The sequence below is a fragment of the Methanoculleus marisnigri JR1 genome, assembly GCF_000015825.1.
Lineage (GTDB): Archaea > Halobacteriota > Methanomicrobia > Methanomicrobiales > Methanoculleaceae > Methanoculleus > Methanoculleus marisnigri.
Genome location: NC_009051.1, coordinates 586,563 through 599,997 on the forward strand (window position 1 = coordinate 586,563; position 13,435 = coordinate 599,997).

Consider the following 13,435-nt stretch of genomic DNA (forward strand, 5'->3'; position numbering starts at 1 on the left):
GCATCCTTGTGTTATTTACACACCCTTTGCGATCTGCTGTATCGGCTTGTTGAAGACGTCAACCTGGCCGAAGGTGTCGCCGTAGACCTTGGATGTGCTCTCCGGCGAGAACATCTGCGTTCCGGCATCGAGTGCCGCCGCAGCGACCACGCACGGGATAGCCACGCCTGCGGCGTGCCTGGTCACGACGTGGTTACCGTTGAAGATACCGGGGCCGCCGCCACCGTAGATCGAGTGGCTGAAGAACGAGAACCCGACGGCGGTACCCATGACACGGCCGTAGTCACAGCCGGGGAGACCGGTCTCGTGCTCGAGCAGGTCGTTGAAGTACAGGAGCGTCGAGGAGACTGCCTGGGCGAACCGTCCGGCACCGCAGTTGACCATGGTGGCTGCCATGGTTCCCGCAGCGGCGTAGGCGTTCCAGAGCATGGGGTCCTTCGTGTTGTAGAACTGGAAGTACCCGCCCTTCTTGCCCGGGGTGATGACCTTGTCCTCGATGGCGCGCTCGACCAGACTCTGCACGACCGTGCCGATGGTTCCCGTTGCGCCGTTCTTCTTTACGAGGTCATAGACCAGGTTGTTCGCGTTCAGGCCCTGATAAGCGTAAGTGAGCAGCTGGGCACGCTCGAACGGTCCGATGGCGTTACCCATCTCAAACATTCCTGCCTGTTCGAAGGTGGACGAGAGTGCGGCGCCCTGCATAGCGTTCTTGCCGGTGATCATCACGGCGTGGTTGACCGGGATGTTCCGGAGCGCGTAGCCGAGACCTTCGTTGTTCTGGGGGATCGACAGAATGGACGTGACGTTGGCACCGGTAAGGTCCATCGTGTGCGGGTAGCCGCCCCAGACTGCCGCCTTGACCATCGCTGCGTCGAACGCTCCGATGTCGAACTGCTCGACGAGCGAGAAGGTGGTAGCGGATGCGACCGAGGTGATCGCGGCGTCGTAGGTGGATGCAGCCTCGAGACGGGTCTTCGGGACCTCGACGAGGATGAGCTTGCCGCCGCCGAACTCGCGGATGTTGGTGTCGTCACCCTCCTCGACCTGGACCATCTCCTTGATCTTACCGATGATGGCATCCTTGTTGCCGATGATGTCGAGGTTCATCTCACGCCCGAGAACATATCCCTTGGCTACCTTTCCGGTCTTCAGGCCTTCCTGAATACCGCCCAGGTTGACTGCAATCGTCCTCTTGGTGAGGTCGATGAGTTTCCTGGTCGCCGGGTTGACCAGCGGGCTGATCTTCTCAAGCGGCACACCACTCTTCAACTGCTTGCCTGCATCATCGTACAGGTCAATAGTTTCCTTGTATTTTGCCATAATTTTCCTCCATTACCCTCTTTAAGTGCATACAATCCGGGACTGTGAAATGAACGCTAAAAGCATCGCTGACTGTGGCTGATGGTGACTACTGCACGTCCTCGTGGGACAAAATGATAGTAACCTTCTCTGATGATATAAGCATTGCTATTTATGTCTCTGATCAGATATATAACACGAGCCAGATATTAAATATCTGCTGGAAATATCCAGATCGCTCCAAATAGTAAACGTATCTTACCCTGTCTATCGTAACATGAAAATAGTAAAGTTTTGTTATTGCGTGCTACGTTTTCTACACCGATCGCATCCGCTCTCCGACGATCGGTACTCCGTATGTGTGCTCGCAAAAAAAAGAGGATCTCAGGCCTCGATCCGCTGGTAGAGTTTAGCGTAGATCGTCTGACCCTTCCGTTTTCGGTGGCGCTCTCCGAGGTCGCCCTCGTAGAGAGCAAACCGTCCTTTGATGCCGTCCATATCGACGTCGACATCCTCGCGGTATGCAAACCCGGGCATCATGACGTCGATGTCGCCGAGGACGTAGATCTCGCCTTCCACCATCTGGCCGCCGAGGCGGCTCTTTGCATTGCCCTTGATGACGATCTTTCCACCCTCGGCATGGGTGGCGACATGGACATCGACGTCGCCGCCGATGACGATCTCGCCGCCGTTCATGAAGGTGCCGATATCGCTTCCGGCATTGCCGGTGACGGTGATCTTTCCGCCCTGCATGCCGCGCCAGTCGCCACGATAGGCGGCGCCGAGGTAGTTCCCGGCGTTGCCGTTGATGACGAGCTCGCCGCCCTTCATGCCGGTTCCGGCAAAGGCGTCGACGTTCCCGTTCGCCGTGATCTTGCCGCCCTGCATCCAGGCCCCGACGTACATGTCGGCGTTGCCGTTGACGACGACCTCGCCGCCGGTCATCTTCATGCCGATGTACTTGACCCGGGAAAGATCGCCGTTGACGACGATCTTCGTCTCCTCGGGCGTTGCTCCGGCGTTGCCGGAGACCTCGAAGAATTCTCCGAGCCGGTGCTGCTCCCTGCCCACGTACACGTGGAGGTCGGCGATCTCTTCGGCCTTCTTACCGGCAAACGCATCGGGGGTGATGTTGTCGGCCTCGAGGTAGAGATCGGGCTGGTTCTTTATGGTAAGTGTAACAGTTTCCATCCTTCTCTCACCTCACTCGGTCGCGTCAACCTCAATCACGTACGAGTTCGGGAGATAGTGCCCGGCGACCTCGTAGTTGTTTAAGTTGACGGTGTAGTAGCGGAGGAACTTCTCCTTGACGTCACGCATCACCTGCGGGTTCTCGTTGACCTTTGCGTTCACCCAGAGCGTCCGCTTGTTGCCGTTCGAGGCGATCTCGTGGTCTTTGACGACCTGTACGCCGGCCTTGAAGACGTGCTCTGCGTTCAGGAACGCCTTCTCGATGTCGTCGGGCACATAGGGCTCGTTCGGGTTGAAGTCGTACACAGCGACATCCGCTTCGAGGCCGGGCGCAAGCCCGCCGTAGAGGTGCGAAAGACCGAGCGATTTTGCCGTTCCTGCGCGGGTCATCTGCGCGATCTCGTAGAGGCCGAGTTCACGGTCGATACCGGCAAGGTTGGTTGCGTCGATGACCTTATCCTTGTGCTTGAAGGCGTCGAACTGCTGCTCACGTGCTTCAGTGCTCATGAGCCACTTCATGATCCGCGGGTAGCGGATAAACAACCCGGCATTCGGGTGGTCGGTGGTTATGAAGACCCGCATGGGGTCTTTCGCGAGCAGCGCGAGCTCAAGGCCGATAGCCCACTGAATGCCGCAGACCTTGATGTTCGGACTGTAGACGTATGGCACGACACCTGCGGCGGTCTCGAGTTCCACGTCGGCGTTCGCCCACTTTAAGTGGTTCAGCTCCGTGAGGTGGTGCTCGAACGGCCCGTCGGCGGTCATGGTCGTGGTCTCATCGAGCGTCACCTGACCTATGTCGATGGTGATGTTGTCGTGAGAGTTCACGTAGTCCATGATCTCCTTCGCCTTCGACTCCATGTTCGCCCAGGAGTCGCCTCCGTAGGAGTGGAACTGGACGTGAGTGTGATGCATCACCTGGTCGCGGCCGAACTTGCTGTTCGGCTTGATGCCCTCCGAGAGCTTGAACGAGTCCAGCGTCGTCGTGTAGTTGCCGGGGTTCCCGAGGTTGTTCGCGTGCATGTGCATCGAGTGCGGGAGACCGAGGTACTCGTTCGCCTCGATGAGGCCCTTGATGATCTGCGCCGGGGTGATGTCGAAGTAGGGAACCGGGTCGTGAACGTTCTCGCAGTTCAGGCCCCATCCCCAGGCCTCGGTGCCGCCGGGGTTGACGACCTTGACTGCGTAGCCCTTCGTGACCCTGAGAAGCCAGGCGATGTAGGCGGCGGCGTTCTCAATCTCGTGGTTCTTGAGGTACTCGAGCACGAACCAGTTGTTCCCGAAGACCGGGTAGGCCCCCTGATCGAGGATCGGCGTATCCCGCATCTCCTCGTGGGTGTGCCGGGCGTAGAGCGGCGGCATGGCCGCTTCCATCACGGTCGTGTAGCCCATGCGGGCGTAGTTGTAGCCGGTCCGGATCGTCGTCGGGACCGAGAACCCGCCCTGCATCCGCTCGATGCCGTTCTTGGGCTTATAGGTGAATAGTTTGTCCTCAGGGCGGAAGTTCCTGCCGGTGTTCACCTTCGGGCCGGCGACATGGGCGTGGACATCGACACCACCGGCCATGACGGTCTTACCCGTGGCGTCGATGACCTTCGGGCTGCTGAGAGCAGTCGTCTCGACGATCTTGCCGTCCTTGATGGCGACGTCGACTGCATCTCCCTTGATGCCCTGGACCGGGTCGAAGACGAATCCGTTCTTGATAAGATACTCTGCCATCGCTTACACCCCCTGGATCTCCTTGACGCGTCCAAGAACGCGTTTCAGGAATTCCTCGTCGGTCATCATGCCCTCCGGGGGCTCGACGACCTTCCTGGTCTCAATCGGCACGTTGTCCATCCGGTATGCGCACCCGCCCACCTCGACGCCGACGAAGGCGACGGGAACGTGGACCTTGCAAACCTCGGTGGTCGGGGTCTCGTGGGGGTCGATAACGACCGACGGACGGTTGTAGATCTTCTTCACTGAGCTGAACGGGAAGTGTGCGCCGGGGTCGCTTCCGAGGACAAAGACGGCGTCCACCTCGTCCCTGCGGAGCAGGTCGTTTGAGGTCGTCTCGCCGGGGTTGTAGCGGGCGAATCCCCGGGAGAGGTCCACTGCATAGGGGAACCCGAAGAGCCAGCCCCAGACCTGGCCGGAGCCGGTGACGTTGTAGTGCCCGCGCATCGGCATGATGGCTGCTTTCGTGTACTCGTTTAAGTCACGGGTGACCGCGATAGCCTCGTCGATGTTGTGGTTCTTCCCGAGCGACTGGGTCACGCCCATGCCGAAGAAGATGATCGCGAAACGGCCGCTCTTGAGCGTCTCGGCGACCTCGTAGATCTTCTCTTTCGGGATTCCCGCGACGACGTCGGGGAGTTTCTCACCCTTAAACGCCACGCGGAGCGCGTTCAGGAGCTCGTAGTCGCGCCCCTGCTCGATCTGCAGGTGGACGTCCGCCATGCTCGCGGTGTCGGTGGGGCGCGGGTCGACGACGATCATCTTACGGCCCGCATGGCCCTTACCGGTGAAGAATCCGCGGGGGAAGATCGAGTAGCGGGACATGTGCCGCGGGTGGGCGTGTGCCGGGTTGCATCCCCAGAAGAGGATCCGGTCGGCACGGTTCTTGACCTCGCCGAGCGTGCAGCTTGGAATACCGATATCCTGAACTGCGATAAGGGATGTTCCATGGCAGACGGTTGCCGTGTTGTCCATGACCGCTCCCACGGCCTCACCGATCTCGGAGCCGACGGCCTGTGCTTCACAGTTCGTGGAGCTCCAGCCGTACATCAGGGGCTTCTTTGCTTCGGTGAGCATCCGTGCGGTATACTCGATTGCCTCGTCGTAGGAGATCTCTTTCCATGACCCGTCCTCCTGCCGCATGCGGGGGCGGGTGATACGGTCTTTTGCCTGGGAGTGGAGGAACTTCTCGGCACCTATGGCGCAGGCGTTGTAGACCTCGAGGAGCTCTTCTCCGTCATCGCTGACGACGACCTCGAGGTCGTCGCAGAGGGTTCCGCAGAACGGGCAGATAACGTCGGTTACAGTCTTGGTCATGCCAGCTCACCCCTGCATCCCTTGCGCACCAGTTCCAGTGAGCCGAGGACGGGTTCGTTTTTGGCGACTTCCACCTCAACAGGCGTACCCTTAAACGTTGGCATGCCGGTCGAGTAGGTGTTCGGATTGACCACCATGTTTGCCCATGGCCCCATCGGTATGTATGCCACACCCGGGTGAGGACCCTGGGTTGCATCGACCGCCTTGACGATGACACTGCCGTAACTGCTGGTGACGCGTACGTTCGTGTTGCGGTAAACTCCCAGCTTCTTAAAGTCCGCCGGGTCGAGTTCGATGATCCCGCAGGCAGTGGTGTAGGCGGGTTTTTCCTTCCCCGCCTCCATGGACACCCCCTGCTGGATCGTGCGACCCGTGATCAAATTCACTCTGATTGCCATTGTTTGTATCCCCTGTCTATTGTGTATTATCTGGCAAACTCTTTGAGCGGGCTCGGGCCGAGCTCGTTGATGGTCGTGACGACGTCCGTCATGACCGTTCCCCACTTCGCACCCTCGGATGCGGAGACGAAGGTCATTCTGAGACGCTTGTCGTCAAGGCCGATGTTCTTGAGGACACTCTTCAAGAGGAACATCCTCTTGGCTGCCTTAAAGTTGCCCTCAAGGTAGTGGCAGTCGCCGAAGTGACAGCCGGAGACGAGCACGCCGTCCGCCCCATCCTGGAATGCCTTCAGGATGAAGAGGGGATCGATCCTGCCCGTGCACATCACGCGGACTGCGCGGATGTCGGGCGGATACTGAATGCGGGCGCCGCCAGCAAGGTCTGCACCGGCGTAGGAACACCAGTTGCAGATGATGGCGATGATCTTGGGTTTCCAGTTCTCGTCTGCCATTTACTGTTCACCTCCGAGGAGGAATGCATCGATCTGTGCAACGATCTGCGGGGTTGCGAAGTGCTGCATCCAGATTGCGCCGCCGGGGCAGAATCCGCCGCAGGTGCCGCAGCCCTTGCACTTGGCTTCGGTGACCTGCATGACCGTGCGGCCGTCCTTCTCGACGAGCGAGAGAGCGCTGTAGGGGCACTGGTTGACACACAGTCCGCATCCGGCGCACTTATCTTCGAGACACACGGCAAAGTAAGGCTCGAGCTCCACCTCTCCCCTGTGGATCGGGATGGATGCCGCGGATGCCGCACCCTCCGCCTGGGCGACCGTGTCCGGGATATCCTTCGGTCCCTGGCAGACACCGGCAAGATAGACGCCGGCAGTGGTGGTGCCGCATGGGTTCAACTTCGGGTGAGCCTCAAGGAGCCAGCCGTCCTGCGAGCAGGAGACGCCGAAGAGTCTCCGCGTCTTCTCGGTCTCGGCGGCGGGCTCGATGGCTGCCGCGAGCACGACCATGTCGACTTCCATGTCGATCGGCCGGCCGAGGAGCGTGTCCTCCGCGTTGACGTGGAGGTTCTTGGTCACCGGGTCTTCGGTGATGTTTGCTACCCTGCCGCGGATGAACTTCGCACCCTCATTCTGGATGCGGTAGTAGAACTCCTCGTACATCTTCCCGAAGGACCGGATGTCCATGTAGAAGATGTAAGGTACCGCGCCGGGGATCTTCTCGATGATCTGGTGGGCGTGCTTGAGCGAGTACATGCAGCAGAACCGCGAGCAGTACGGCTTGCCGACGCCGGTGTTGTCACGGGAGCCTGCACAGAGCACGAACGCGATCCGCTTCGGGGTGTCGCCGTCGCTCGGGCGGATGAGGTGGCCGCCGGTCGGGCCGGACGCACAGATCAGCCGCTCGAACTCGAGCGACGTGATGACGTTGTCGTAGTTCTTGTAACCCCACTCGAACTTCTTCTCGATGGGGAAGATATCATATCCCGTGGCAAGGATGGCGGTACCGACCTTGACGGTGATGAGTTCGTCCTCTGCCTCGAGGTCGATCGCCTTCTTCTCACCGCATGCCTCGACACAGAGACCGCACTTGACGCAGGCGTCGAAGTCGACGGTGTAGATCAGCGGGGAGACCTGCGGGTGGTAGATGTAGACTGCCTTCCTCGGTGCCATGCCGAGCTCGAACGGGTTCGGCTTGATGACCGGGCAGACCGTTGCACAGTCGCCGCAACCGGTACAGCCGCCGCCGACGATACCGCGGGCTTCCGCCTCGGCCGGGGTGAGGACACCGCGTGCCTTCTTCCGGAGGGTCACGTCGAAGTTGCCGATGTAGCCCTCGACCGACTCGACCTCGGTGTAGGTGAGGAGTTCGATGTTCTCGTTCCGGTAGACATCCACCATCTTCGGGGTCAGGATACACTGCGAGCAGTCCAGCGTCGGGAAGGTCTTGTCGAGCTGGGACATCCTGCCGCCGATCGTGGGGTTCTTCTCCACGAGGTAGGTCTTGATGCCTGCGTTCGCAAGGTCGAGTGCTGCCTGCATGCCGCCGACACCACCGCCGACGACCATCGCCGCTTTCTCCACGGGGACGCTCTTCGGGATGAGGTCTTCGAGCAGGGACGCCTTCGCTACGGCGATCCGGATTGCATCTTTCGCCTTGTCGGTGGCCTCTTCGGGCTGGTGCATGTGCACCCACGAGTTCTGGTCACGGATGTTCGCCATCTCGAACCGGAAGGGGTTCAGGCCACCCGCCGCGGTCGCGTTACGGAATGTGGGCTCGTGCAGACGGGGCGTACAGGCCGCGACGACGACTCCGGTCAGGTTGTGCTCCTTGATGGCATCCGCGATCATGTTCTGACCGGGGGTCGAGCACATATACGCGTAATTGTCGGCGACGACAACGTTCGGGATCGTCCTGGCGTATTCCTTTACTGCCTCGACGTCGATGGTGCCCGCGATGTTGGTACCACAGTGGCACACAAAAACGCCAATTCTTGCCTCTTTGTTCTTGACTTCTGCCATGTATTTGCACCTCACAGGATCTTCTTCAGGAACGGCTCAACATCGATGGCATGAAGGTCGAGTGCAAGCTCGTCCGGGTTCATGCCCTGAGCCAGTCCCAGGAGTTCGTTGTAGTGCAGGACCGGGAGTCCCCAGGTGATGCCGAACTTGTCCTGGATCTCGACCTGTCCTCTGTCGTACTGGAGCTGGCAGAACGGACAGACCTCGGTCAGCGCATCCGCGCCCACTTCCTGCAGGTTGATCAGTTTTTCGTTCGTGATGTCGAGCGCATGCGTCAGGTCGTACCCACGGACACCGCCGCCGGCACCGCAGCACTGCATCTTGTTGCGGTACTGGACGGGCTCGGCTCCGAGAGCGGCGACGAGTTCTTCGATCCACATCGGGTTCTCGGTGTCGCCGAAGTGCCGTTCCTTGCCGGGTTTCATCAGGTGGCAGCCGTAGTGGACGGCGATCTTCGCGCCGGTCAGGGGGCGCTTGACGCTTTCTGCAATCTTCTTGACGCCCACGATCTTGGGGTCGTAGTAGAGCTCGGCGAGGTGCCAGACGTCGATGGTCCCCTTGAACTCCATGTCGATCTCTTTGAGCACCTCGTTGACTCCGTCGCGGAGTTCGTCGTTGTGCTTCAGTTTTTCGTTGACTTCATAGATCGACTTGTAGCACCCGTTGCAGATCAGGGTGATGTCCATGCCCATCTGTTCAGCGAGGACGACGTTTCTGGCTGCCATCGCATACCAGATGTTCAGGTCGATCGAACCGAACGCACCCGGTGCCGGGCAGCAGCTTGCGCCCTTCAGGGGCAGGAGGTCGATGCCGACGTTCTTGCTGGTCCGGATGGCCGCCGCCTCGATGCCGGGGTACCGGTTCGGGGCGATGCACCCGAGGAAGAATGCGTACTGGTGGTTGTTTCCGCTCATGGTTTCACTCTCCCTCCGACAGAATCTTGTCTGCGCGATCCTTCAGTCCGTAGTGGTCTATGATCTTCCTGATGCCGGGCAGGTACTCGGGGTACTTGTGCGTCGTCTCAGGCTCCTCCTCGAGTCCCAGCTTCTTCCTGGCCGCGCGGTTCGCGTCGTTGTTCGGGACGCCGTGGCCGCTCTTGTAGATCAACTGGACGGTCTGGAGGAAGTTGCGCGGAACGATGTCGCGCCGTGCCGCGAGGTTCCTCATCGCCATGATCGCGTCGGTCGGCGCGAGGTCGCGGGGGCACCGGTCGGTGCAGCTGTAACAGGTCGTGCAGAGCCAGAGGTCCGGGTCGGTAAGGATCTCTTCCTCGAGACCGAGGATTGCCTTGCGCATGAACAGCCGGATGCGGTACGAACTCCGGGGTGCCGAGGGGCACGAACCGGTGCAGGTGCCGCACTGGTAGCACATGTGGGCGGCCGTCTGCCCGATCTTCTCAACTTCTTTGATGAACTCGGGGTTGCTGTCAGGAATGTAATACTTCCTGTCCCGGAGTTTCTCAGCGAGTTTCTGGTCTTTATAGTCTTTCTTTACTGCCATTGGCTATCCCTCACGCCTCTTCTGCTTCTCCCAGAACTTTGACCTCGACTTCTCCGGGGGCGGTCTCTTTCACTCTCGACGTCCTCGGGGTAAGCAGCTTCTCCTTGATCTTCTTGAAGAGGTCAGAATCTTTCTCCTGCATCCGGATACCCGTCCGCCGCAGGACGAGTGCATCCTCGCTCGGGCAGGCGTTGACACAGGCACCGCAGAGGATACAGAAGTCCTTGTTGATGGCGATGTTGGCCTCGATCTCTCCCTTCATATCCTTTGCAGGGAGGGGGGAGGGCAGGTAGAGCGCGTTGCAGGGGCAGACCTCGACACAGGTCGAGCAGCCGCCGGGGCACTTCTCGGGGTGGATCTCGAGATCTCCCTCGAAGATCTTCTCGACGGTGATTGCCTCCTGTGGGCAGGACTGGACGCACCATGTACAGGTGCAGCAGTTGTCCTGCTCGATGTCGACCTTGCCGGGCAGCTTGCTGCTGATGACCTCGCGCTCGAGGGTGATCGCATCCTGGGGGCAGGCCTCGACACAGATCGTGCATCCGTCGCAGGTGGTCTCTTCCCACTGGACATCCCCTTCGACCTTGCCGGTCTCGGGGTTCGCGGGCTTGCGAACGACGGTGATGCTCGGACAGAGTTCGCCGCAGATGCCGCAGACGTCGCACTTCTCGGTGTCGACGGTAAACGTTGTCCTGGTCTGCAGTGCGGTCTCGCGCGGTTTGCCCGCTTCGTCGCCGCCTTCGAATGCGGGGACGTCGCGGTTGATGGCGTCCCTCGGGCAGACTTCCTCACAGATGGTGCACCGATCGCACTTCTCCTCGTCGATCGTTGTGACCATGTCGTAGGTGGGGAATCCCTCCTGCTCAAGGATCGGGAGGCGCTCCTCCCCGTCGATCTTGAGTGTCATCGCATTGAAGGGGCACATGACGACACAAACGCCACAATACGAACACTTCTCAGGGTTGACGTCGACGGGTTCTGCGTAGTCGATTGCCCCGCGCCGGGTCGCACCGACGGGTCCGAGAACGATTGCCTCTTCCGGGCAGGCGTCGACACAGATGCCGCAGCCCGTACAGGTTTCGGCGTTCAGGATCAGGTTGTTGACCGCCTTCAGGAGTCTCTGCTCCATGACGACGTTCTGGCCATCCCGCGTTTTGGAATACTTTGGAAACAGTGCCATATTCTAGTATCACTCCTAGGCTTCCACTTTTCGGGTCTTTGCCCGGCTTTCCCACGGTCCTACAAGCTTGATGACTCCATAGGGGCATGCCTGGACGCATACGCCGCAGCCGGCGCAGAGCTCTGAGTTGAAATCAAGGATGACGGCCTTGCCGTCTCTGACCTTGTAGATCTTCTCCTTGGTTGCTGGATCTTCAGTGTAGAGCTCGAGAGCGTCGACCGGACATGCCACCACGCAGTTGTTGCAGCCTGTACATCGTTCCATATTGATGTGCAATGCAAATGCCATGGTATCACGCACCAGATCTGATCGATTAAAAATCGATATAAAAAGAATTGTCAAAGAATATACATAAACTTTCTGAAATCCGACAGTCTTATATTCCAGAACTATGATTATCCGTCAAATTTTATAAATTAAAACAGTTGCCATGTTAACCCAATGCTCAAAAACTCATTGCTATACGGTCTTCCGGGCATGAGGGCAAAACAAAAACCTTAAATCTTAAATCGGGGTTTTTGATGAAAATCGGTGGCAAATCCGGCCCGGCAGCGTTGGGGACGTGCAGGATCGCTCACCGGACCGGAGGGGGCGCCCATCCACTCGACCGGGATGACTCGATGCACGTTGCGCGGTGTGAGCGGCAACCGATTCTGTATCCGTCGACTCTTCACTCTTCGAGTGGAGCCCTGCGCCCGCCTCCTAAAAACTGTTCCTCTTCTGTGCGCGCAGTCTCCGCGCTGTATCGGGGATTGCCCTGCCGGGCAGGTGGACGGGGCCGCGGGTGCCGCGAAACGTCTCTTCGCATGAAGCCCGGCGCCGGTCGGGTGCGCACGCCCGGGTAAAAAAGAAACCTTATTCTGTCCGTATCATAACATTGTAGCAAACGAGGTGTATTCTATCCATGGAACTGAATGGCGTTACTATCGATGATACCTATGCAGAGGCGTTCCCGACCTGGGTGGCGCGGCCCATCATTACCGCGGTCACCGAGGAATGGGCGTACAAGGCGGCAGTGGAGGCCGTAGGGTTTGCCACCTCGACCATCGGGTGTCCGGCGGAGGCGGGTATCGACTGCTTCGTCTCCCCCGACGAGACCCCGGACGGCCGCCCCGGCTACGCGATCATGATCTGTGCGAGCAAGAAGAAGCTCAAGGAGCAGGTCGTGGAGCGTCTCGCCGAGTGCGTCCTCACCGCCCCGACGACGGCGGTCTTCGACGGTCTTTCGGACGTCGTCGCCGAGGTCCCGGAGAAACTCCCGGTCAAGCTTCACTTCTTCGGTGACGGCTACGAGGAGAAGCGCGAGGTCGGCGGCAGGACTGTCTGGGCCATCCCGATCATGGAGGGTGAGTATATCGGCGAGGAGGAGTTCGGCGCCGTCAAGGGTGTTGCAGGCGGCAACTTCTTCATCATGGGCGAGAACCAGATGGCCGCCCTGACGGCCGCCCAGGCGGCGGTCGACGCAATCAGCGGCGTCTGCGGTGTCATCACGCCCTTCCCCGGCGGCATCGTCGCGAGCGGCTCGAAGGTCGGCAGCAACAAGTACAAGTTCATGGGCGCAAGCACGAACGAGGCCTACTGCCCGACCCTCCGAGATAAGGTCGAGAACAGCAAGGTTCCCGAGGGCGTCAAGGCCATCTACGAGCTCGTCATCGACGGCGTCGACGAGGACTCGATCAAGACCGCGATGGCCGAGGGCATCCGGGCGGCGACCAGGGTGCCGGGCGTGAAGTTCATCAGCGCCGGGAACTTCGGCGGCAGCCTCGGGCCGTTCAAGTTCGAGCTGAAGGACGTCCTGGCTGAGTATCTCTAAATCTCTTTTTTTGTGGTGCGGTCGCTCGGGTTGCTGGGTGTTTGCTCGTGCTGTTGACGGTGTGGGCTGCTGAAGACTTCCCTCTATCACGCTTCGAACTCCTTCAATCGTGCCTTCGGCCAACTGTCACTACACTCTCGGCACTCAAACTCCTGTCCTGAAGCCGGTCGTACGCATATCATTTCCTGGGACATCGCTACCCAGATGCACGGATTTTGTGGAGATATCGCCACGCACTGCCCACCCCCCCAGGGGGGTGGGAGGAGCGCGAAGCGCGGGCGGTGGGGGGGCGTAGGTAAAGCTTTACGGGGTAGAGACAGGAGAGGGGGTTGCACCCCCTCCCCGTCAGCCCCTCCCCGCGTGGCGATATCCGATGGAAAGCCGTGGAAGGGCAAGTGATGGACAGAATATTCCAGGTTCTAGTACTTGTTGTCATCTAAACCTAAAATCCGACATCACCTTCGCGGCTTCGCGTGAGACTGTACCGCCTCTATACCAAAACCTCACGCGAAGCCGCGAAGGACGCGAAGACTGAGCGATACCTGCC

Annotated in this window: 12 protein-coding genes; 1 reads left to right on the forward strand and 11 read right to left on the reverse strand. The window is 59.7% G+C overall.

All coding sequences use genetic code 11. From position 1 onward, the window contains the following. Positions 1-15: 15 nt before the first annotated feature. From mcrB to MEMAR_RS03070, 11 genes are all read right to left on the reverse strand, one after another. Complete coding sequence (gene mcrB / locus MEMAR_RS03020; RefSeq protein WP_011843460.1) at positions 16-1,320, reverse strand: coenzyme-B sulfoethylthiotransferase subunit beta; 1,305 nt, start codon at positions 1,318-1,320, stop codon at positions 16-18. 363 nt (positions 1,321-1,683) lie between these two features. Then, on the reverse strand, positions 1,684-2,490 hold the full coding sequence (locus MEMAR_RS03025; protein WP_011843461.1) for a formylmethanofuran dehydrogenase subunit C: 807 nt from the start codon (positions 2,488-2,490) through the stop codon (positions 1,684-1,686). Positions 2,491-2,502: 12 nt separating this feature from the next. After that, entirely contained in the window at positions 2,503-4,209 is a 1,707-nt protein-coding gene (locus MEMAR_RS03030) for a formylmethanofuran dehydrogenase subunit A (RefSeq protein ID WP_011843462.1), read from the reverse strand. A 3-nt stretch (positions 4,210-4,212) separates the two neighbouring features. After that, the gene (locus MEMAR_RS03035) at positions 4,213-5,526 is read right to left on the reverse strand and encodes a formylmethanofuran dehydrogenase subunit B (protein WP_011843463.1); all 1,314 of its coding nucleotides are present in this window, start codon (positions 5,524-5,526) and stop codon (positions 4,213-4,215) included. Continuing rightward, positions 5,523-5,924 carry a molybdopterin dinucleotide binding domain-containing protein gene (locus MEMAR_RS03040; protein WP_011843464.1) on the reverse strand — a complete coding sequence of 134 codons (402 nt, stop codon included), beginning with the start codon at positions 5,922-5,924 and terminating at the stop codon, positions 5,523-5,525. Before MEMAR_RS03040 ends, MEMAR_RS03035 begins: the two co-directional genes overlap by 4 nt. 26 nt (positions 5,925-5,950) lie before the next feature. After that, positions 5,951-6,376, reverse strand: a complete 426-nt coding sequence (locus MEMAR_RS03045) for a hydrogenase iron-sulfur subunit (RefSeq protein ID WP_011843465.1) — start codon at positions 6,374-6,376, stop codon at positions 5,951-5,953. After that, entirely contained in the window at positions 6,377-8,395 is a 2,019-nt protein-coding gene (locus MEMAR_RS03050) for a CoB--CoM heterodisulfide reductase iron-sulfur subunit A family protein (RefSeq protein WP_011843466.1), read from the reverse strand. A gap of 11 nt (positions 8,396-8,406) precedes the next feature. Beyond that, the gene (hdrB, locus tag MEMAR_RS03055) at positions 8,407-9,309 is read right to left on the reverse strand and encodes a CoB--CoM heterodisulfide reductase subunit B (protein WP_011843467.1); all 903 of its coding nucleotides are present in this window, start codon (positions 9,307-9,309) and stop codon (positions 8,407-8,409) included. A gap of 4 nt (positions 9,310-9,313) precedes the next feature. After that, on the reverse strand, positions 9,314-9,895 hold the full coding sequence (hdrC, locus tag MEMAR_RS03060; RefSeq protein ID WP_011843468.1) for a CoB--CoM heterodisulfide reductase subunit C: 582 nt from the start codon (positions 9,893-9,895) through the stop codon (positions 9,314-9,316). A gap of 10 nt (positions 9,896-9,905) precedes the next feature. Beyond that, the gene (locus tag MEMAR_RS03065) at positions 9,906-11,075 is read right to left on the reverse strand and encodes a 4Fe-4S binding protein (RefSeq protein WP_011843469.1); all 1,170 of its coding nucleotides are present in this window, start codon (positions 11,073-11,075) and stop codon (positions 9,906-9,908) included. A gap of 15 nt (positions 11,076-11,090) precedes the next feature. After that, positions 11,091-11,363, reverse strand: a complete 273-nt coding sequence (locus MEMAR_RS03070; RefSeq protein WP_011843470.1) for an indolepyruvate ferredoxin oxidoreductase subunit alpha — start codon at positions 11,361-11,363, stop codon at positions 11,091-11,093. A 616-nt stretch (positions 11,364-11,979) separates the two neighbouring features. Between MEMAR_RS03070 and fhcD the strand changes: the two genes are divergently transcribed. Beyond that, on the forward strand, positions 11,980-12,888 hold the full coding sequence (fhcD, locus tag MEMAR_RS03075) for a formylmethanofuran--tetrahydromethanopterin N-formyltransferase (RefSeq protein WP_011843471.1): 909 nt from the start codon (positions 11,980-11,982) through the stop codon (positions 12,886-12,888). Positions 12,889-13,435 lie beyond the last annotated feature (547 nt).

Excerpts from the sequence above, each read along its gene's own strand:
- mcrB (WP_011843460.1), bottom strand. The coding sequence starts at position 1,320 with ATGGCAAAATACAAGGAAACTATTGACCTGTACGATGATGCAGGCAAG.
- MEMAR_RS03025 (WP_011843461.1), bottom strand. The coding sequence starts at position 2,490 with ATGGAAACTGTTACACTTACCATAAAGAACCAGCCCGATCTCTACCTC.
- MEMAR_RS03030 (WP_011843462.1), bottom strand. The coding sequence starts at position 4,209 with ATGGCAGAGTATCTTATCAAGAACGGATTCGTCTTCGACCCGGTCCAG.
- MEMAR_RS03035 (WP_011843463.1), bottom strand. The coding sequence starts at position 5,526 with ATGACCAAGACTGTAACCGACGTTATCTGCCCGTTCTGCGGAACCCTC.
- MEMAR_RS03040 (WP_011843464.1), bottom strand. The coding sequence starts at position 5,924 with ATGGCAATCAGAGTGAATTTGATCACGGGTCGCACGATCCAGCAGGGG.
- MEMAR_RS03045 (WP_011843465.1), bottom strand. The coding sequence starts at position 6,376 with ATGGCAGACGAGAACTGGAAACCCAAGATCATCGCCATCATCTGCAAC.
- MEMAR_RS03050 (WP_011843466.1), bottom strand. The coding sequence starts at position 8,395 with ATGGCAGAAGTCAAGAACAAAGAGGCAAGAATTGGCGTTTTTGTGTGC.
- hdrB (WP_011843467.1), bottom strand. The coding sequence starts at position 9,309 with ATGAGCGGAAACAACCACCAGTACGCATTCTTCCTCGGGTGCATCGCC.
- hdrC (WP_011843468.1), bottom strand. The coding sequence starts at position 9,895 with ATGGCAGTAAAGAAAGACTATAAAGACCAGAAACTCGCTGAGAAACTC.
- MEMAR_RS03065 (WP_011843469.1), bottom strand. The coding sequence starts at position 11,075 with ATGGCACTGTTTCCAAAGTATTCCAAAACGCGGGATGGCCAGAACGTC.
- MEMAR_RS03070 (WP_011843470.1), bottom strand. The coding sequence starts at position 11,363 with ATGGCATTTGCATTGCACATCAATATGGAACGATGTACAGGCTGCAAC.
- fhcD (WP_011843471.1), top strand. The coding sequence starts at position 11,980 with ATGGAACTGAATGGCGTTACTATCGATGATACCTATGCAGAGGCGTTC.